This is a genomic window from Aeromicrobium flavum (assembly GCF_007992115.1).
GTDB classification, from domain to species: Bacteria; Actinomycetota; Actinomycetes; order Propionibacteriales; family Nocardioidaceae; genus Aeromicrobium; species Aeromicrobium flavum.
In genome coordinates, this window is sequence record NZ_BJZQ01000016.1 from 14160 (window position 1) to 33675 (window position 19516).

The 19516-nt window shown below is 72.0% G+C and carries 19 protein-coding genes; 13 read left to right on the top strand and 6 right to left on the bottom strand.

Going from position 1 to position 19516, the window contains the following annotated elements:
* Positions 1-4: 4 nt before the first annotated feature.
* Positions 5-736: a sulfite exporter TauE/SafE family protein gene (locus tag AFL01nite_RS12955; RefSeq protein WP_146828113.1), complete on the top strand. Its 732-nt coding sequence runs from the start codon at positions 5-7 to the stop codon at positions 734-736.
* A gap of 116 nt (positions 737-852) precedes the next feature.
* Here AFL01nite_RS12955 and AFL01nite_RS12960 read toward each other — a convergent pair whose 3' ends face one another.
* On the bottom strand, positions 853-1752 hold the full coding sequence (locus AFL01nite_RS12960; RefSeq protein ID WP_246119714.1) for a LysR family transcriptional regulator: 900 nt from the start codon (positions 1750-1752) through the stop codon (positions 853-855).
* A gap of 385 nt (positions 1753-2137) precedes the next feature.
* On the opposite strand from AFL01nite_RS12960, the gene AFL01nite_RS12965 reads away from it, so the two are divergent.
* From AFL01nite_RS12965 to AFL01nite_RS12985, 5 genes are all read left to right on the top strand, one after another.
* On the top strand, positions 2138-4006 hold the full coding sequence (locus tag AFL01nite_RS12965) for an acyl-CoA dehydrogenase (protein ID WP_146828115.1): 1869 nt from the start codon (positions 2138-2140) through the stop codon (positions 4004-4006).
* A 275-nt stretch (positions 4007-4281) separates the two neighbouring features.
* Positions 4282-4788 carry a hypothetical protein gene (locus AFL01nite_RS12970; protein ID WP_146828116.1) on the top strand — a complete coding sequence of 169 codons (507 nt, stop codon included), beginning with the start codon at positions 4282-4284 and terminating at the stop codon, positions 4786-4788.
* Positions 4781-5548 carry a maleylpyruvate isomerase family mycothiol-dependent enzyme gene (locus tag AFL01nite_RS12975; RefSeq protein WP_146828117.1) on the top strand — a complete coding sequence of 256 codons (768 nt, stop codon included), beginning with the start codon at positions 4781-4783 and terminating at the stop codon, positions 5546-5548. The genes AFL01nite_RS12970 and AFL01nite_RS12975 overlap by 8 nt, the downstream gene beginning before the upstream one ends.
* A 5-nt stretch (positions 5549-5553) precedes the next feature.
* A complete protein-coding gene (locus tag AFL01nite_RS12980; protein ID WP_146828118.1) occupies positions 5554-6342 on the top strand; it encodes a hypothetical protein in 789 nt (262 codons plus the stop codon).
* A gap of 13 nt (positions 6343-6355) precedes the next feature.
* Positions 6356-7246, top strand: a complete 891-nt coding sequence (locus tag AFL01nite_RS12985) for an oxidoreductase (RefSeq protein WP_146828119.1) — start codon at positions 6356-6358, stop codon at positions 7244-7246.
* A 111-nt stretch (positions 7247-7357) separates the two neighbouring features.
* Here AFL01nite_RS12985 and AFL01nite_RS12990 read toward each other — a convergent pair whose 3' ends face one another.
* From AFL01nite_RS12990 to AFL01nite_RS13010, 5 genes are all read right to left on the bottom strand, one after another.
* Positions 7358-8629 (bottom strand): MFS transporter, encoded by a 1272-nt coding sequence (locus AFL01nite_RS12990; protein ID WP_146828120.1) that lies wholly within the window; start codon positions 8627-8629, stop codon positions 7358-7360.
* Between the two features lie 90 nt (positions 8630-8719).
* A complete protein-coding gene (locus AFL01nite_RS12995) occupies positions 8720-9913 on the bottom strand; it encodes a dihydrolipoamide acetyltransferase family protein (RefSeq protein WP_146828121.1) in 1194 nt (397 codons plus the stop codon).
* Positions 9913-10872, bottom strand: coding sequence for an alpha-ketoacid dehydrogenase subunit beta (locus AFL01nite_RS13000; RefSeq protein ID WP_146828122.1), 960 nt, complete (start codon positions 10870-10872; stop codon positions 9913-9915). The genes AFL01nite_RS12995 and AFL01nite_RS13000 overlap by 1 nt, the downstream gene beginning before the upstream one ends.
* Positions 10863-11897: a pyruvate dehydrogenase (acetyl-transferring) E1 component subunit alpha gene (gene pdhA, locus AFL01nite_RS13005; protein ID WP_146828123.1), complete on the bottom strand. Its 1035-nt coding sequence runs from the start codon at positions 11895-11897 to the stop codon at positions 10863-10865. Before pdhA ends, AFL01nite_RS13000 begins: the two co-directional genes overlap by 10 nt.
* Positions 11898-12040: 143 nt before the next feature.
* Positions 12041-13090 (bottom strand): histidinol-phosphate transaminase, encoded by a 1050-nt coding sequence (locus AFL01nite_RS13010; protein WP_146828124.1) that lies wholly within the window; start codon positions 13088-13090, stop codon positions 12041-12043.
* A 64-nt stretch (positions 13091-13154) separates the two neighbouring features.
* On the opposite strand from AFL01nite_RS13010, the gene AFL01nite_RS13015 reads away from it, so the two are divergent.
* From AFL01nite_RS13015 to AFL01nite_RS13045, 7 genes are all read left to right on the top strand, one after another.
* Positions 13155-14111: an EamA family transporter gene (locus tag AFL01nite_RS13015; protein WP_186813945.1), complete on the top strand. Its 957-nt coding sequence runs from the start codon at positions 13155-13157 to the stop codon at positions 14109-14111.
* 10 nt (positions 14112-14121) lie between these two features.
* Complete coding sequence (locus AFL01nite_RS13020) at positions 14122-14499, top strand: phage holin family protein (protein WP_146828126.1); 378 nt, start codon at positions 14122-14124, stop codon at positions 14497-14499.
* The gene (locus AFL01nite_RS13025; RefSeq protein ID WP_146828127.1) at positions 14499-14981 is read left to right on the top strand and encodes a low molecular weight protein-tyrosine-phosphatase; all 483 of its coding nucleotides are present in this window, start codon (positions 14499-14501) and stop codon (positions 14979-14981) included. The genes AFL01nite_RS13020 and AFL01nite_RS13025 overlap by 1 nt, the downstream gene beginning before the upstream one ends.
* 56 nt (positions 14982-15037) lie before the next feature.
* The gene (locus AFL01nite_RS13030; RefSeq protein WP_146828128.1) at positions 15038-15907 is read left to right on the top strand and encodes a fructosamine kinase family protein; all 870 of its coding nucleotides are present in this window, start codon (positions 15038-15040) and stop codon (positions 15905-15907) included.
* 13 nt (positions 15908-15920) lie between these two features.
* Complete coding sequence (locus AFL01nite_RS13035) at positions 15921-16613, top strand: response regulator transcription factor (protein WP_146828129.1); 693 nt, start codon at positions 15921-15923, stop codon at positions 16611-16613.
* Positions 16614-16615: 2 nt separating this feature from the next.
* Positions 16616-18013, top strand: a complete 1398-nt coding sequence (locus AFL01nite_RS13040) for a sensor histidine kinase (RefSeq protein ID WP_246119717.1) — start codon at positions 16616-16618, stop codon at positions 18011-18013.
* Between the two features lie 105 nt (positions 18014-18118).
* The gene (locus tag AFL01nite_RS13045) at positions 18119-19504 is read left to right on the top strand and encodes a S1C family serine protease (RefSeq protein ID WP_246119715.1); all 1386 of its coding nucleotides are present in this window, start codon (positions 18119-18121) and stop codon (positions 19502-19504) included.
* Positions 19505-19516 lie beyond the last annotated feature (12 nt).

Here is a 19516-nt window from a genome sequence, read left to right on the forward strand (position 1 = left end):
CCCCGTGGGGATCGAGACGGCGCTGCTGGTCGGGGTCTGCGCCTTCGCCACCTCGGCCCTCACGGCCGTGCTCGGCTTCGGCGGCGGCATCGTCCTGCTGGCGGTGCTGGTCGCCTTCGTCGATCCGCTCGTCGCGATCCCGCTGCACGCGGCCATCCAGGTGGTGTCCAACGGCACCCGGACCATCGTGCGGCGTCGCGACGTCGACTGGTCGATCGTCTGGCGCACGTCACTCTTGCTGCTCCCGGCGGGCGCGCTGACCCTGCCGCTGGCACGGCAGGCGCCCGAGGCCGCGCTGCAGGCGCTCATCGCGGTCGCCGTGCTCGCGGCCACCTGGCTCCCCGAGTGGAACTCGCGGCCGCTCCCCGCACCCAGCAGCGGGGGCTGGATCGGGCTCGGCGCGGTGGTGGGCGCGCTGAACCCCGTCGTCGGCGCGACCGGCCCGCTGATCGCGCCGTTCTTCCGCGCGGGCACGCGCGACCGACTCGGGTTCGTCGGCACCTTCGCCGCCTCGCAGGTCACGGGGCACCTGGCCAAGCTCGTGCTGTTCGGCGTCGTCGGCCTGCTTCCTGCCTCGCAGGCACCTGCCGCGGCGACCGGGATCGTCGGGGTCATCGCCGGGACCTGGGTGGGCAGCCGCATCCTCGATCGGATGCCCGAGCGCCGGTTCGACCGGCTCTACCTCGTCGCCATCACCGCGGTCGCGGCGTGGCTGCTGGTCGACGCGCTGCGCTGACCCCGCCGCCCGTCCCGCGCGCGAGATGTGGAGCGCGGTCCACCCGAAATGGTCCGAATCTGGCTCCTGACGGTGGATACCGCTACACATCTCGCTGACCGGAGGTCAGTGCCGGGTCACAGGGAGGCCTGCCGGACCTCCACCGCGCGGGCCTCCTCGCGCAGCGCCTCGACGACGAAGCGCACGCTGGGCCGCTCGAACCGGTCGGGACGGAGCACCGCGGTGATGTCGCGCTTCGCGCGGATGCCGACCAGTGGGCGCGTGACGAGGCCGTTGCCGCGGGTGCGGGTCGTGAAGCGCGGCAGGATCGCGATGCCGTGACCGGCCGCCACGATGGCCTCGACCACCCCGTTGTCGTCGAAGCGCTGGGCGATCCGCACCGACTCGCCGGTCACGGTGACGAGGTGCTGCAGCACCCGGTCGTACGGGAAGTCGTGCGGGGCGCCGATCCAGGTCTCGCCGATGACGTCCTTCGGCGAGAGGCTCTGCTTGGCCGCGAGACGGTGGTTCTCGGGAAGGGCCACGTCGAGAGGCTCCCGCAGCAGGGGCACCAGCTGCAGGCCGCGGTCGTGCCACTCCTCGGTGGCCGCGGGCGAATCGGCCACGACGACGTCGAAGTGCGCGACCATGTCGAGCACGTCGAAGCGCTGCGTGGGGTCGCGGTCGGTGCAGATCAGGTTGACCGCCGGCTCCGCGGCCACGCGGGTGAGCAGGCCAGGGAGCAGCATCTCGCCGCCGGTCGGGAACGCGGTCAGCGTGACGTCGCCGGCCGGCCCGCCGAGGTACTCACGCCACTTCGCCTCGGCCCGCTCCAGGGCGACCGCGACCTCCGTGGCCGTCTCGGCCAGGGCCCGTCCCGCGCCGGTCAGCTTCACGCCACGCCCCGCGGGCTCGAGCAGGGGCACTCCCGCCTCGGCCTCGAGCAGTTTGAGCTGTTGAGAGACCGCCGAGGGTGTGACGTTCATCTCGTCGGCGACGGCCCCGATCGTGCCCCGCTCCGCCAGTTCCCGCAGCATTCCGAGACGTCTCGCATCCATGTAGCAAAACTACACGTTGACCATAGTTTGTGTGGATTGTGCTTGACAGTTGAACGCGGGACCATGGGAGGGAACGAAAGGACCCCCTCATGACCTTCCTCGCCCTCTCCGGCCTCCTCGCCGTCACCGCCGGCACCATCCACACGGCCTACCTGGTCGCCACGGACGGCCTCACGCGCATTCCCACGCGTCGCGCCTGACCCACCCGCGAAACCGACCCGCTCTCCCCCTGAGGAGACGGGTCGTTTTTCATTTCCGGAATCGCCTTTCGCCGTGGCGCGCCGCTGGAGTACCATTCTAGTTACTGGCCAGTAGAACCCGCCAGTAACACTGGCAGCTTCATCCTTCCGGAGGTCCACGGCCCATGAGCCACTACAAGAGCAATCTGCGCGACGTCGAGTTCAACCTCTTCGAGCTGTTCGACCGGCAGTCGATCCTGGGCACGGGCCCCTTCGACGAGGTTGACCTGGACACGGCGAAGAGCATCCTCTCCGAGGTCGAGCGCCTCTCGCGCGAGGACCTCGCCGCGTCCTTCGTCGACGCCGACCGCAACCCGCCGGTCTTCGATCCCGCCACGCACACCCTGACGCAGAACCCCGCGTTCAAGGAGAGCTACCAGAAGTGGATCGACGCCGAGTGGTGGCGCCTGCAGCTGCCGACCGAGCTCGGCGGCCAGACGGCCCCCTCCTCCCTGATGTGGGCCATGGGCGAGTTCGTGCTGGGCGCCAACCCCGCCATCTGGATGTACGGCGCGGGCCCGGGCTTCAGCCGCATCGTGTGGGAGAACGGCACCGAGCGCGACAAGAAGATCGCGCAGATCATGATCGACCGCCACTGGCTGACCACCATGGTGCTGACCGAGCCCGACGCGGGCTCGGACGTCGGCGCCGGCCGCACCAAGGCCTTCCAGAACGAGGACGGCACGTGGCGCATCGAGGGCGTCAAGCGCTTCATCACCTCGGCCGTGAGCGACCTGGGCGAGAACACGATGCACCTCGTGCTCGCGCGCCCCGTGGGCATCGAGGGCGTCGGCGGTCCGGGCACCAAGGGCCTGTCGCTGTTCCTGGTCCCCGAGCACCACTTCGACGTCGAGACCGGTGAACTGACCGGCGAGCGCAACGGCGCCTACGTCACCAACGTCGAGAAGAAGATGGGCATCAAGGCCTCGGCCACGTGCGAGGTCACCTTCGGCGACCCGCAGCTCGGCGGCCCCGCCACCGGCTGGCTGCTCGGCGAGGTGCATGACGGCATCAACCAGATGTTCCGCGTCATCGAGAACGCCCGCATGATGGTGGGTGCCAAGGCCATCGCGACGCTGTCGACCGGCTACCTCAACGCCCTCGAGTACGCCAAGGAGCGCGTGCAGGGCGCCGACATGACCAACCCGGCCAAGACCGCCCCGCGCGTCACGATCACGCACCACCCCGACGTGCGTCGCTCGCTGCTCACGCAGAAGGCGTACGCCGAGGGCCTGCGCTCGCTGATGATCTACGCGGCCACGTTCCAGGACGAGGTCATGGTCAAGCAGGCCTCGGGCGAGGACGGCAGCCTGGCGGCGTCCATCAACGACCTGCTGCTGCCGCTGGTCAAGGGCTACGGCTCGGAGCGCTCGTGGGTCCTGCTGGGCACGGAGTCGCTGCAGACGTTCGGCGGCTCGGGCTTCCTGCAGGAGTACCCGCTCGAGCAGTACGTCCGCGACGCCAAGATCGACACCCTCTACGAGGGCACCACGGCGATCCAGGGCCAGGACCTGTTCTTCCGCAAGATCGTCAAGGACCAGGGCCGCGCCCTGGGCTGGCTGTCCGAGCAGATCAAGTCGTTCATCGACAACGAGGCGGGCAACGGCCGCCTCAAGGTCGAGCGCGACCTGCTCGCCACGGCGCTCGACGACACGACCGCCATCATCACGGCGATGTTCACCGACCTCATGGCTTCCAACCCGGCCGACGAGAACGGCGACGCGCGCAACGTCTACAAGGTCGCGCTCAACACGACGCGGCTCGTGTACGTGCTCGGCGACCTGGTCGTGGGCTGGCTGCTGCTGCGCGGCGCCGAGGTGGCGCAGGGCCAGCTCGACGGCGGCGCCACCGGTGCCGACAAGTCGTTCTACGAGGGCAAGGTCGCCGCGGCGTCCTTCTTCGCCAAGACCGTCCTGCCCCGCCTGACCTCCGAGCGCGCGATGGCCGAGGCCGTCGACCTCGACGTGATGGAGCTGGACGAAGCGGCCTTCTGAGCCACTGAGTCAGACGAGCGGCGCGCACCCGATGGGTGCGCGCCGCTCGTGCGTTTCGGGCGGTGCCTCCGCGCCCGCCCCGCCACCCTCACTTCACTTTTGGAACTGGATCCACGTCGGTCGGCTCGTGGAACGTGGATCCAGTTCCAAAAGTGGAGAGAGAGCGGGCGCCGACCGTCCTTCACAGGTGGTGCGTCATGACCGCGGACCGTACCGACCGAGGGGCTCGCACCGGCCTCGGCGAGATCGCCCTCGCGCCCCTCTAGGCTGACCGGGTGGAACTGACCCGACGACGCTGGTACCTCGTCGCGGCGCTGATCGCGGCGCTCGCGTGGGTCGCCGGGACCGCGTTCGCCGCGTCGGCGTGGGACCCGTTGCGCTCGGCCGAGGTCGTACCGATCGGTCAGCCGATCAAGGCCACGGGCGACGACCTCGCCGTGCTGACCGACCTGCCCCAGGCCGAGCGCGCCATCACGTGCGTCGCCCGGTCGGGCAAGAAGCGGCTCCGCGTGCCCGCCGCGACCGTCGACATCGTGGTGGACAGCGACGGCAGCCGCTGGCACCTCATCGGCGTCCTTCCGGACGCGCCCGACCAGACGAAGGTCGTCTGCAAGCCGAAGGACGACCAGACCGACACGGCTCGCTACGGCACCGCCCTGGTGGACCTCTCGAGCCGCGTCGGCACCGGCCAGGCGATCGCCTGGGCCGGATTCATCGCGGGACTCGGCCTGGCCGGCGCCACCCTGACCGCTCGCACCCGGAGGACATTGGCCCATGACTGACCTGACCCCCTACATCACCGCGTGGCGGCAGTCCATCGCCGCCGTGCTGGAGCTCGAGCCCGACGACTGGGACGTCCCCACCGACCTGCCCGGCTGGACGGCCAAGGACGTGCTGGCGCACCTGGTGCACCTCGAGCGCGTGATGGTCGAGGGCGAGCCGGCCCCGGTCGGCGGCGCGGCCGTGCCCAGCGACTACACCAATGCCGGCGTGGCGGCCCTGCGCGACGTGCCGGTCGACCAGCTGCGCCGCGACCTCGCCGACCTCGTCGAGCGGCGCGCCGAGACGCTCGCCGACCTGCCCGACTCGCAGGCCCCCGCCGTGAACACCCCCGCCGGGGTCGAGTGGCCGTGGGAGGTCGCGCTGCGCAACCGCGCGATCGACGCATGGACCCACGAGCAGGACATCCGCCGCGCGGTCGGCATCCCCGGAGGCCTCGACTCCCCCGGCGCCCACGTCACGACGGCGACGTTCGCCGCCGCCCTGCCGTACATCCTGGGGCGGAGGGCGAAGGCCCCGATCGGCAGCGTCGTGCGCTGGGTGGTCACGGGCCCGGTCCCGCTCGACGCGACCATCGCGGTCGGCGACGACGGACGCGCCCGCCCGACCCACGTGCCTGCCGGCGCGACCCTGCGCATGGACACCGAGGCGTTCACGGTGCTCGGCGCCGGCCGCCGGGGACCCGACGCGGTGACGGTCGAGGTCGAGGGAGACCGGGAGCTGGCCGCGCGCGTCCTGGGCGCGATGGCCGTCACGACCTGATGCGCGTGCGTCGGCCCCCGGTCCCCGTCTCGGCGCTGGTGCGCCTGGCGCGGCGCGGGGTCTCGCGCCTGCACCGCGCGGCACCGGCCCCCGCGCGCGGTCTCTCTACCGCCGCGGCCGGACTGCCGGCGGAGACGATGGGCCGCCTCACCGCCCACATGAACCGCCTGTCGGACGCCGAGCGACGCGCCCTCGACCCCACGACCCACCCGCGCGACTTCCGCCAGCCCGACGACACGTCGTGCGGTGCCGCCTCCCTCGTCGTCTCACGGATGCTCAACGACCAGCCCTACGCGATCTGGCTGACGACCGGCTACGACCCGCACACCGATCGCTCCGACCAGGCCGCGCTCCAGGACCGGTGGCGGGCCGAGGTGCTCGCGACGCACCGCCGCGTGACGAGCCTGCGCGACCATGACGGCGATCTGCAGTGGCCGTGGCTGCGGGTCGTGGGCACCTCGCCGTGGGGCGCCGCGCGTCAGATGACCGGCGAGGGCGGCTCGGGCGTGCCGGGCGCTCGGTACAGCGCCCGCACCCTCGACCCGGACGACCTCCTCACCGAGTTCGACCGCGTCCTCGCAGCGGTGGAGGCGGGCCACACGGTGCCGCTCTACGTGGGCGACGAGGTGCGCCCCGCTCACGTCGTCCTGGCCGTCCGCACGCGGTCGGACGGCCTCGAGTTCTTCGAGCCCAGCGCCGGTCGGCTGGTCCGTGTCGCGCGGGACGCGTTCGCCGCGGGTAGGTTCACACTCGGCGGGTGGTCGGTGCCGTGGTTCGCGGTCCTGCCCCGCTGAGATCGGAGTGAGCATGGGTTGGGACACGACCGCGATGGGCGACCTGACGGGGCGACGCGCCCTGGTCACCGGCGCCACCAGCGGCATCGGCACCGAGACGGCGCGCGAGCTGCTGCGGCACGGCGCGGAGGTCGTCATCACGGCGCGCGACGACCGCAAGGCCGCCGACACCGTCGCGGACCTCGGCGATGTCGAGGTGGTCACGCTCGACCTGTCCGACCTGCCGGGAACGATCGCCGCCGCGCAGGGCGTGGTGGATGACGGGCGACCGTTCGACATCGTCGTGAACAACGCCGGCGTGATGATCCCGCCGTTCACGCGCACGATGGACGGCTTCGAGCTGCAGATCGCGACGAACCACCTCGGACACTTCGCCTGGAACGCCACCCTGTGGCCGCTGCTGCGCGAGGGCTCCACCCGGATCGTCACGGTGGCGTCGTTGGCGCACTCGATGACGAAGGGCATCGACCTGCGCTCGCTCGAGCCGAACGGCGACCCGCGCCGCTACAAGAAGTGGCGGTCGTACGCCGAGTCCAAGCTCGCGAACCTGCTGTACATGAAGGAACTCGACCGTCGCGTGAAGGCGGCGGGCCTCGGCGTCGTGTCGGTGGCCGCGCACCCGGGCCTGACCTCGACGAACCTGACCAAGCCCGGCGGCTTCGCACTGCACAGCCTCTCGGGTGCCTTCAGCCAGCCGGCGCGGATGGGCGCCCTGCCCTCGCTGCGCGCGGCCACCGACCCGGCGCTCACCGGCGGCGATTACCTCGGGCCCGACGGCTTCCGGCAGACCCGGGGTCGCCCGCGGTACGTCGGCATGACGGCTGCTGCGAGCGACCCGGAGCTGGCCGCCGAGCTGTGGTCGGCCAGCGAGACCGCCACGGGCGTCGTCTTCGACGTCTCCTGAGTCCGTCCGCCGGTGCCCTCGCCGAGTGGCGCAAAGCGGGGTCCCGAGTGGCGCAGAATGGCCCGCCACTCGGCGAGTGGCGGGCATTTTTGCGCCACTCGCGGGGCGGGGTCAGCCGATGCCGGCGTGGCGGGCCCAGCGCTCGGGGTCGTCGCGCACGAGGCGGGCGCGCGTCTTCACCCGGTAGCGCCACACCTGCGCGAGGCCGAGGCCCCACAGCACGTACTGGAAGCTCATCGCGGCCTTGAAGTTCTGACCCGTCTGGTCGAGGATCACGCCGACGGCGATGACGGTGATGAGGCTGGCGAGGAAGCCCGCCTGGTTGACGATGCCGGTGGCGGCCGAGAGCCGGTCGATCGGGTTGGACGTGCGCACCAGGTCGAAGCCGATCATCGAGGCCGGACCACCGACACCCACCACGATCACCAGGACCACGAGCATCCAGCCCGGCGCGTCGCCGGGCCACGCCAGCACGATCGTCCACACCAGCACGATGCTCAGCACGATCGCCAGCACCAGGGTCGAGCGATGCCACGGGTGGTTCGAGATGAGGCGGCCCAGGACGGGCCCGGCGAACATGACCGCGACCACCATGATCGTCAGCAGCACGCCGGCGAACGCCTCCGAGGTGTGCTCGCCCCGCACGAAGAACGGGTAGCCCCACAGCAGGCCCAGCACGGTCGAGCTGAACTGCGTGACGAAGTGCATCCAGAAGCCCAGCCGGGTGCCGGGGTGCTCCCACGAGGCGCTGAGCGATCGACGGATGTTGGTCCACGACAGTGCGGGGCCGCGGACCGACCGCGCGTGGGGCTCGTCGCGCACCCACACCAGCACGGCGAGGGTCACGACGACGCCGAACGAGGCCGCCAGCAGGTACGCCTTCGTCCAGCCGAGGTTGCTCAGCGCCCAGGTCATCGGCACGGCCGCGATGATGGCGCCGAACTGCCCGATGGGGCCGGTCAGCAGCGTGATCTCGGGGACCTTGCGCGCCGAGAACCACGCGTTGACCAGCCGCAGCAGGCACACGAACGTCATCGCGTCGCCCATGCCGACGAAGAAGCGAGCCGCGAGCGCCGTGGGGTAGGACTCCGCGAAGGCGAACGCCGTCTGCGACAGCGTCAGCACGGCGGCGCCGGCCAGCATCACCGCGCGCGGGCCGAAGCGGTCGACGGCCAGCCCCACGGGGATCTGCATGCCGGCGTAGACCAGCAGCTGCAGCATGACGAAGGTCGAGAGCTGGGCGGCGCTGATGTCGAAGCGCTCCGACGCCACGAGGCCGGCGACCGCGAGGGAGGAGCGGTGGAAGACCGCGAGCAGGTAGGCGGCCAGGCCGACCACCCAGACGAGGTAGGCGCCCCGGTGGTGCTGCTCCTGGACACTCACCGATCCAGTGTGCAACTGCAGCGCTGAGCGTGACGTTTCGGGGGTCGGAAACGGCGTGTCGACCCCGCAAACGTCACGCCCAGCGCTTCCTCAGAAGGCCAGGGCCATCGCCGGGTGCTCGAGGATCGTGGCGACGTCGGCGAGGAAGCGGGAGGCCTGCTCGCCGTCGGCGACGCGGTGGTCGAAGGTGACCGCCAGCGTCGTGACCCAGCGCGGGACGACCTCCTCGTCCACGACCCACGGCCGGCGGGCGACCCGCCCCAGCGCCAGGATCCCGGACTGGCCCGGCGGCAGGATCGGCGTGCCGCCGTCGACCCCGAAGACGCCGACGTTCGTGAGGGTGAACGTGCCGCCGGACATCTGGTCGGGTTGGATCCGCGCCGCACGCGCCGTGGCCACGAGGTCGTCGATCGCGTGGCCGAGGTCGGCCAGCGACAGCCGTTCGGCCTCGCGGACCACCGGCACGACCAGGCCTCGCTCCGTCGCGGCGGCGATGCCGAGCCCCACGGAGGCGGGGTGCTCGATGGTCGAGTCGTTCCAGCGTGCGTGCAGGTCGGGCGTCCGGCCGAGGGCGAGGCAGACCGCCCGGGCCGTGAGCAGGGTCGTCGTCACCTTGACCCCGTCGAACCGGCGGTCGGCCCTGAGCCGCTCGACGAGCTCGACGGACGCCGACACGTCGACCGTGACCCACTCGGTGGCCTGCGGCACCGCGACCGACGCGATCATCGCCTCGGCCGTGGCGCGCCGGACGCCGGTGACGGGCGCGGCCGTCGTGCCGGCCCCGGACAGCATGCGGGCGAACTCCTCGACCTCGGCCCGGGTCACGGCGTCGCCGCGGGCGGGCACCTTCGCGAGGTCGATGCCGAGGTCCTTGGCGAGCTTGCGCACCGGCGGCTTGGCCAGCACGCGCACCGACGGCGCGGGGCTGCCGTTCCGGGGCCGGTTGCGGGTGCGCCGACGGCTAACACTCGGCCCGTAGCCGACCAGGACCTCGCGCTTCTCGGTGGTCGGCGCCTCGCTCGCCTCGGCCGGAGCGCCCCCGCCGATCTGCACGATCGGCGTGCCGACCCTCACGGTCTGGCCCTCCTCGACCAGCAGGGCCTCGACGCGCCCGGCGAACGGGCTCGGCAGCTCGACGATCGACTTGGCGGTCTCGATGTCGACCAGCGGGTCGTTCACGCCCACCTCGTCCCCCACCGCGACGTGCCACGAGACGATCTCGGCCTCGGTGAGCCCCTCGCCGACGTCGGGCAGCGCGAAGACGTTCGGCGTGTCCGTGCTCATCAGAACTCCCCCGTGACGGCCACGGCGTCGAGGATCCGCTCGACGCTCGGCAGGTGGTCGTGCTCGACCCGGCACGGCGGGTAGGGCAGGTCGTACCCCGTGACGCGCTGCACCGGTGCCTCCAGCGAGTAGAAGCACTCCTGCGTGATCCGCGTGGCGAGCTCGGCACCGAGGCCCAGCGTGCGGGCGGCCTCGTGCACCACGACGACACGTCCCGTGCGACGGACCGACTCGAAGACCGGGTCGAGGTCCAGCGGCGACAGCGAGCGCAGGTCGATGACCTCCGCCGAGACGTCCGCCTCGTCCGCGGCCTGCAGGCACGTCTTCACGACCGGCCCGTAGCCCACCACGGTGACGTCGTCGCCGGAGCGGACGACGCGGCTCTCGTGCAGGCCGAGGCCGGCCGCGTCGCCGACCTCGCTGATGTCCCAGTACCGCTGCTTCGGCTCGAGGAACACGACCGGGTCGTCCGACGCGATCGCCTGCTGGATCATCCAGTACGCGTCGTGCGGAGTCGACGGCGAGACCACGGTGAGACCCGGTGTCATGACGAACTGCGCCTCCGGGCTCTCGGAGTGGTGCTCGACCGCGCCGATGCCGCCGCCGTACGGGATGCGAATGACGATCGGCATGGCGACCGCGCCCTCGCTGCGGAACCGCACCCGGGCCACCTGGTTCACGATCTGGTCGTACGCGGGGTAGACGAACCCGTCGAACTGGATCTCGACGACGGGACGGAATCCGCGGTAGGCCAACCCCACCGACGCCCCGAGGATCGCGGACTCGGCCAGGGGCGTGTCCATGACGCGCTGGTCGCCGAAGTCCTTCTGCAGGCCGTCGGTGACGCGGAAGACACCGCCGAGCCGGCCGATGTCCTCACCCAGCAGCAGCACCTTCGGGTCGTTCTCCATGGCGGCGCGCAGGCCCGCGTTGAGGGCCTTGCCGATGCTCAGCTCCATGACCGCACCTCCTCGCGCTGGGCCACCAGCTCCGGTGGCAGGTCGGCGTACACGTGCTCGAACAGCGCCGCGAGGTCCGGGTCGGGCAGCGCCTTGCACGCCTCACGCAGGCGCTGCCCGAGCTGCTCGGCCTCGGCCTGCACCTGCGCGTCGAACTCGGCGAAGCCGGGGTCGGTGCGCTCGAGGAGCGCCCTCAGGCGCAGCAGCGGATCGCGCTCGGCCCACTCGTCGGCCTCGCGTGGGTCGCGGTACCGGCTCGGGTCGTCGGAGGTCGTGTGCGCGCCCATCCGGTAGGTGATCGCCTCGATCAGGGTCGGCCCGCCGCCCGACCGCGCCTTCGCGAGGGCCTCGCTCGTGACCTGGTGGACGGCCAGCACGTCGTTGCCGTCGACGCGGATGCCCTCGAAGCCGAAGCCGGCGGCGCGCTGGGCGATGGGGATCCGGGTCTGGCGCTCGAGCGGCACGCTGATCGCGTACTGGTTGTTCTGGCAGAAGAACACCACGGGCGCGTTGTAGGACGCGGCCCAGGCGAAGGCTTCGTTGGTGTCGCCCTGGCTCGTGGCACCGTCACCGAAGTACGTGACGACCGCGTCCTCCTTGCCCTCGAGCGTCAGGCCGATGCCGTAGCCGACGGCGTGCAGCGTCTGGGCGCCGATGATGATCGCCGGGAGCGCGAACCCGTGCTCGGCGGGGTCCCAGCCGCCGAGGCTCGTGCCGCGGAAGATCGCCAGCAGGAGCGTGGGGTCGACGCCGCGGCACCAGGCGACGCCGTGCTCGCGGTAGGACGGGAAGACGAAGTCGTTCGCGGCCAGTGCCCGGCCGCTGCCGATCTGGGCGGCCTCCTGGCCGAGCATCGGGGGCCACAGGCCCAGCTCGCCGTGCCGCTGCAGCGCGAACGCCTCGGTGTCGATGCGGCGAGCGAGGACGAGGTCGCGGTGGAACGCGCGCAGCTCGTCGGCCGTGAAGTGGTGCGCTGCGACGAGCTCGCCGTCGGGCGCCAGGGTCTGGGAGATGGGTAGGCCCATGACTGCCTCCTTGCCGGGAGCGGGATCACCGCTCCGTTGACGCGGTCCGGGGCTCGAGGATGGTGAGCCAGATGGACCGCAGATGTGACAGGCATCACATCTGCTCAGAGGCTATCAGGCGGGGGAGGACTCCCGGGCCACCCTCACCTGGCGAACGACGCGGCGCGGTCGAGGAAGGCGTCGTTGATCTCGGGGGTGGCGATGGTGACGCGCACGCCCTCGGGGAAGGGGCGGACCGAGAGGGGCCAGACATGCTCGGCGAACTCGGTGGAGCGCTCGCCCAGCGGCAGCCAGACGAAGTTGGCGTGCGAGTCGGGGACGTCCCAGCCCTGATCGCGCAGCGCCGCCAGGACGCGCTCGCGCTCGGAGACGATCGCGTCGACGCGCTCGGTCAGCTCGGCGTCGGCGTCGAGCGACGCGAGCGCGGCGGCCTGAGCGACGTCGCTGACCCCGAACGGCGGCAGCGCCTTGCGGATCGCCTCGGTGATCTCGGGCCGCGCCATCGAGTAGCCGACGCGCAGGCCCGCCAGGCCGTACGCCTTCGAGAACGTCCGCAGCACGACGACGTTCGCGTACCTCGCGAGCGCCTCCGCGCCCGACAACGCCGCCGGGTCGCGCACGAACTCCAGGTAGGCCTCGTCCACCACCACGAGCACGCTGGCGGGCACCCGCTCCATGAACGCGTCGAAGTCGGCGGCGGCCACGACCGGGCCGGTGGGGTTGTTGGGCGTGCACACCAGGACGACCTTCGTCCGCTCGGTGATCGCGTCGGCCATCGCCGGCAGGTCGTGACGGTGGTCGGCCGCGAGCGGCACGCGCACCGAGGTGGCGCCGGGCAGGTCGACCGCGATCGGGTAGGCCTCGAACGAGCGCCATGGGTAGACGACCTCGTCGCCCGGGCCGCACCAGGCGTCGAGCAGCGCGAAGAGCACCGAGACCGATCCGGTGCCGAAGGCGAAGTGGTCGGGGCTCAGGCCGGTGCGCGCAGCCAGCGCCTCGCCGAGGACGGTCACACCCGGGTCCGGGTACCGGTTCATCCGGCCCAGCTCGGCCGCCGCGCGCTCGACCACGCCCGGCAGCGGCGGGAACGGGTTCTCGTTGCTGGAGAGCTTGCGGCTCTCGTCCGACGCGGGCCGCCCCGGGCGGTACGCGGGGATCGTGGCGAGGACCTGACGCGGAAGGGGCTCGAGCATGGATCGAGCGTACGACCGCACGAGCCCTCGCCACGGCGCCGGTGGCCGGTGCGACAATCGTCCGGTGCCCCAGACCCACGTGCGGCGCGGGCTCGCGCTCGTCGTCACCGCCGCGGTCCTCTTCGGCATCAACGCCGGGGTCACGCGGATCCCGATCGAGGCGGGCCTGCCGGTCTCGACCTACACGACGATCCGCGTCACGTTCGCGTGGCTGGTCTTCGTCGCGATCGCGCTGGCGTTCGACCGCGCCGCGCTGCGCCGCCCCCGCGGTCGCGACCTGCTGCTCGTCCTGGCGCTCGGCATCGTCGGCGTCGCCTTCGTCCAGTGGACCTACAACGTGGCGATCGTGCGGCTCCCGATCGGCGTGGCCCTGCTGCTGGAGTACCTCGCCCCCGTCCTGGTGGTGCTGTGGGTGCGCTTCGTGCGGCGCGAGCCGGTCCATCCGCGGGTCTGGCCGGCGATCGCGCTCGCCCTGGCGGGGCTGGCCCTCGTCGGACGGGTGTGGGACGGGCTCCAACTCGACGGGTTCGGCGTGCTCATGGCGCTGGGCGCGGCCGTCTGCTTCGCTGCGTACTTCCTGCTCGGCGAGGAGCTGACGTCGTCGCCGGTCGAGCCCCTGACCGCCCTGCGGACGGTCGTGTGGTCGTTCGGCGTCGGCGCGATCGCCATGAACGTCCTCGGGGGGTGGTCGGAGACCGACGCACTCGCCTCGTCCGCGTCCATGCTCGGCCGGCTCTCCGACCTGACCGTGCCGGCGTGGGCCGCGATGGTCTCGGTCGTCGTGTTCGGCACCGTGACGCCGTTCTTCCTCTACCTCGCCTCACTGCGCCACCTGTCCAGCGCGAAGGCCTCGGTGACGGCGATGCTCGAGCCCGTCGTCGCGGTCGTCGTGGGGTGGCTGTGGTTCTCCGAGACCCTCGACCCGGTGCAGGTCGCCGGGGTCGTCGCCGTCGTGGCGGGCATCATCCTGGCCCAGACGGCCCGACACGTCCCCGCCGACGAACTGCCGCCGCCCCTCTAGGGTGAAGGACATGGAACGCTTCCTGTCCTCCTGGTTCGTCAGCAGTGTCGCGCTGGCCCTCGCCGCCCTCCTGCTCGGCAGCCGCATGACCATCGGCGAGGAGGGCGAGTCGCTGCTCAACCGCGTCATCGCCCTCGCGGTCGTCGGCCTGGTCTTCACGTTCGTCCACCAGCTGATCGGCACGATCCTCAAGACGATCTCGCTGCCGTTCATCATCCTGACCCTCGGAGTGCTGCTCGTCATCATCAACGCCGTGCTGTTGCTGCTCACCGAGGCGATCACCAACGGCTTCGGCATCGAGTTCGCCGTGGCGGGCTTCGGCTGGGCGATCCTGGCCGCCGTCGTCATCTCGGTCTGCCAGTCGATCCTCTCGGCGTTCGTCGACTGATGACCCACCGCGTCGCCCTGGTCTGCCTGGGCAACATCTGCCGCTCCCCCATGGCCGACGTGGTGCTCGAACACCGGCTGGCCGAGGCCGGCATCGACGACGTCGTCGTGTCGTCCTCGGGCACCGGCGACTGGCACGTCGGTCAGGCCATGGACGAGCGCGCCGCCGCCACCTTGTCGGCGGCCGGCTACGACCCCACGCGCCACCGTGCCCGCACCTTCACCGCCGACTGGTTCGACGAGCAGGACCTCATCCTGACGATGGACGCGAGCAACCACGCCGACGTGCTGGCGCTGGCCACCCGCGACGAGCACCGCGACAAGGTGCGGATGTACCGGTCGTTCGACCCCGAGGCCGACCGGCCCGACGCCGAGGTGCCCGACCCGTGGTTCGGCGGACCCGAGGGCTTCGACGACGTCCTGGCGATGGTCGAGCGCACCACCGCCGGGATCGTGCGGCACCTGGCGCACGACCGCGACTGATCCCGCAGCCCCACGACCCGTCACGGCGCTGGTGCGCAGCCGGTAGGTTTCAGGTCATGGCACGAATGGCGGGAACGGCGGCGCTGGCCGAGTCGCTGCTGCAGGTCGCCGTGGTGTCGACGACCTCGGTGGCCGGCGGTGACATCTGCACGACGACCCGGTTGCGACTGACGGACGGGCGCAGCGCGGTCATCAAGACCCGGCCCCAGGCGCCCGCGCACTTCTTCACGACCGAGGCCGACGGCCTGCGCCGGCTGCGTGCGGCCGGCGGCGTGGCGGTTCCCGAGGTCCTCGCCGCCGACGACGACTGCATCATCCTCGACTGGATCGAGCCCACCAAGCCGTCCACCGACCTCGCCGAGGCCTTCGGGCGCGCCCTCGCCACCACCCACGCCTCGGGCGCCGGCGGGTTCGGCGCCGACCAGGACGGCTACATCGGCCTGGCGCCGCTGCCCAACCGTCCCCTCCCGACGTGGGAGGAGTTCTACGCCAGCCGGCGCGTCATGCCCTACGTCAAGGCCGCCGTCGACCGCGACTCCCTCTCGCTCGAGCAGGCCGCGATCATCGAGCGGGCGATGAGGAAGCTGCCCTCGCTGACCGCCGACCCGGAGCCGCCGGCGCTGCTGCACGGCGACCTGTGGTCGGGCAACCTCGTGTGGTCGGCCGACGGCGTGCACCTCGTCGACCCCGCCGCCCACGGCGGCCACCGCGAGACCGACCTGGCGATGCTCGCCCTGTTCGGCGCCCCTCACCTGCAGCGCATCCTCGACGCGTACGCCGAGGCCGCGCCGCTGCAGGACGGCTGGGTCGAGCGCGTGCCGTTGCACCAGCTGCACCCGCTGCTCGTCCACGCCGTGATGTTCGGCGGCGCCTACGGGCCCCGCGCGGCCGCCGCCGCCCAGAGCCTGCTCGACGGCAAGCCGTAGGACGGGAGCCGCGATGCGAATCCTCGTCGTCGACGACGACCGCGCGGTGCGTGACTCGCTGCGCCGGTCGCTGGAGTTCAACGGCTACACCGTCGAGGTGGCCGGCGACGGCGCCGAGGCGCTGGCCAAGGTGGCGCAGTCCGGCCCCGACGCGATCGTCATGGACGTGATGATGCCGCGCCTGGGCGGGCTCGACGCCACCCGCGCGCTCCGGGCCGCCGGCAACGACGTGCCGATCCTCGTGCTGACCGCGCGCGACGCCGTCAGCGACCGGGTCGACGGCCTCGACGCCGGCGCCGACGACTACCTGACCAAGCCGTTCGCGCTCGAGGAGCTGCTGGCGCGCGTCCGGGCCCTGCTGCGCCGGGTCGGCCGCTCGCGCGACGAGCTCGACGACGAGCCCGCCCTGGCCTTCGCCGACCTCACCCTCGACCCGAACACCCGCGAGGTGCGCCGCGGCGAGCGCTCGATCTCGCTGACCCGCACCGAGTTCGCCCTGCTAGAGCTGTTCATGCAGCGACCCAAGCGCGTGCTGGAGCGGTCGTTCATCCTCGAGGAGGTGTGGGGCTTCGACTTCCCCACCACCGCCAACTCGCTCGAGGTCTACGTCGGCTACGTCCGCCGCAAGCTCGAGGCCGAGGGCGAGAGCCGGCTGCTCCACACGGTGCGTGGCGTCGGCTACGTGCTGCGGGAGACGCCTCCGTGACCATGAGCGATCGGGTGCACGCCCGCGCGCACTCGCTGTTCGAGCCCATCACCACGCGGCTCTCGCTCGCCGGCCGCGTCGCCCTGCTGACCACCGCGGCCGTGGCGGCCGTCCTGACGATCATCTCCGTCAGCATCTTCGTGCTGGTGCGCCAGGAGATCATCGGCGCCCTCGACGACTCGATGATCAAGCGCGCGAACGAGGCCGTCGAGGCCGGGTACACGCCGCGGAACCTCACGGTCGACGAGGCGAACCTGCTGGCGATCGCCGGCATCCAGCTGCTGACCATCAAGAGCGGCGGCGGCGAGTTCCTCGTGCACTCGGCCGATGCGTTCCCGTACGACAACCGCGAGCGCGAGGTCGCGATCGGGCTGGTCGACCACTCGGCCCGCACGGCCCGCGTCGACGGCGTCACCTACCGGGTCGTGGCCGTCCAGGCCGGCCCGGGACAGGCGTTCATGCTGGCGCAGTCGATGGAGTCGACCAAGCGGGCGCTCGAGCGACTCAGCGTGGTGCTGATCCTGTCCACCCTGTCGGGCATGATCCTGGCCGGCATCGCCGGGTGGGCCGTGGCCGGCAACGGCCTGAGACCGGTCCGCCGCCTCACCGCCGCGATCGAGCGGGTGGCCGCGACGCGCGACCTCACGCCCATCCACGTCAGCGGCAAGGAGGACGAGCTGGCCCGCCTCACCCGCTCGTTCAACGCGATGCTGCTCGCGCTCGACGACACCCAGCGCCGGGAGCGGCAGCTGATCGCCGACGCGGGCCACGAGCTGCGCACCCCGCTGACCAGCCTGCGGACGAACATCGACCTGCTGCGCCAGGCCAGCGGCCAGCCCGGGCGCAGCCTGGACGCCACCGCGCACCGCGAGCTGCTGCACGACGTCGGCGCCCAGCTCGACGAGCTCACGACCCTCGTCAGCGACCTGACCGAGCTCGCCCGCGACGAGCCGCTGCACCGCGACCCCGAGCCGCTCGACCTCGCCGAGGTCGTGCAGCGTGCCATCGACCGGGTCCAGCTGCGCGCGTCGACGATCGGGTTCGACGTCCTGCTCGAGCCGTCGTGGGTCGTCGGCGACAGTCGCCTGCTGGAGCGCGCCCTCACCAACCTGCTCGACAACGCCGTGAAGTGGAGCCCCGACGACGGCACCGTGCGCGTGCGCCTCAGCCGGGGCGCCGTGACGGTGGCGGACCAGGGACCTGGCATCGCGGCGGAGGACCTGCCGCGGGTGTTCGACCGCTTCTACCGCTCGACCGAGGCGCGGACCCTGCCCGGCTCCGGCCTCGGCCTGGCGATCGTCAAGCGCGCCGCCGACCGCCACGGCGGCACGGTCGACGTCACCTCGCAGCCCGGCCAGGGCGCCACGTTCACGTTCCGCGTCCCCCTGGACGAGGCGTGAGAACGGTGAGTCGTCAACCCTGCAGCACCTCGATACGGTGGCCTTCTGAGGCGGTCCCCAGTGTCTTCACAAGCGATTCTCAGGTCACCGCAGGAAGGTGTAACCATGACAGACCAGCGTGATCCGTACGCCGACCGTCCGTACGTCCCGCCGACGGCCCCGCCCGAGCAGCAGTCGTCCGAGGGTCTCGGGGGCTGGCCGTTCTCCGAGCCGCGCGCCCAGGAGTCGCCCCAGTACGCGCCCACCGCCGACCACGAGCCCACCGTGGCCGTGTCCGAGCCGACGATCGCGTTCGACGGGGGCCACGACGGTCATGGCGGCCCTTCGGTGCCGACCTACGCGCCGATGGCCGCCGCCGCGGAGCCGCGCAAGCGCAAGCGTCGCGCGGGCCGCCTCGTGGCCGCGGCCACCGGCATCGTCCTGCTGGCGGGCGCCTCGGCCGCCGGCGGCGCCGCGCTCTACGCCGCGATGGAGGACGACGGCACCACGACCACGACGAGCAGCACCGGCACCACCCTCGACCGCCCGGCCTCGTCGTCGGGTGCGGTCAGCGACATCACCGCCGTCGCCGACGCGGTCCTGCCCGCCACGGTGAAGATCAACGTCACCGGCGGCGGCGAGTCCGGCACCGGCACGGGCATCGTCATCAGTCAGGACGGCGACATCCTCACGAACAACCACGTCGTCGAGGCGGCCGCCGACGGTGGCTCGATCACGGTCGCGTTCAACGACGGCACGAACGCGAAGGCCGCGATCGTGGGCCGCGACGTCGCCACCGACGTGGCCGTCATCAAGGCCAGCGACGTCGAGGGGCTCACGGCCGCCACGCTGGGCAACTCCCAGCAGGTGAAGGTCGGGCAGACCGTCGTCGCGATCGGCTCGCCGTTCGGCCTGGAGTCGACCGTCACCACCGGCATCGTGTCGGCGCTCAACCGTCCGGTCTCGCCCGGTGACGGCTCCGGCGGCGGGAACACCACGACGACCTTCCCGGCGATCCAGACCGACGCGGCCATCAACCCGGGCAACTCGGGCGGACCGCTGGTCGACCTCGAGGGCAACGTCATCGGCATCAACTCGGCGATCAACACCGGCGGCAACGGCAACGGCTCGGTGGGCCTCGGCTTCGCCATCCCGATCAACCTGGTCAACAACGTCGCGTCGCAGATCCTCGAGGGCAAGACCGTCGAGCACGCGCAGATCGGCGTCCAGGTCAGCAACGCCACGACCGACGACAAGGTGACGTCGATCGGCGCCGAGATCGGCGAGGTCACCGGCGGCAGCGCGGGCGACAAGGCCGGGCTCAAGGCCGGCGACATCGTCACGAAGGTCGACGGCAACCCGATCTCGAGCAACGGCGCGCTCGTCGCCACCGTCCGTGGCTACAAGCCCGGCGACACGATCACCCTGACGGTGCTCCGCGGCGGCAAGTCGCAGGAGATCTCGGTCGAGCTGGGCAGCGACGGCGGCGCCACCGCCCGCGCGCAGGACTGACCCCCGGCGGAC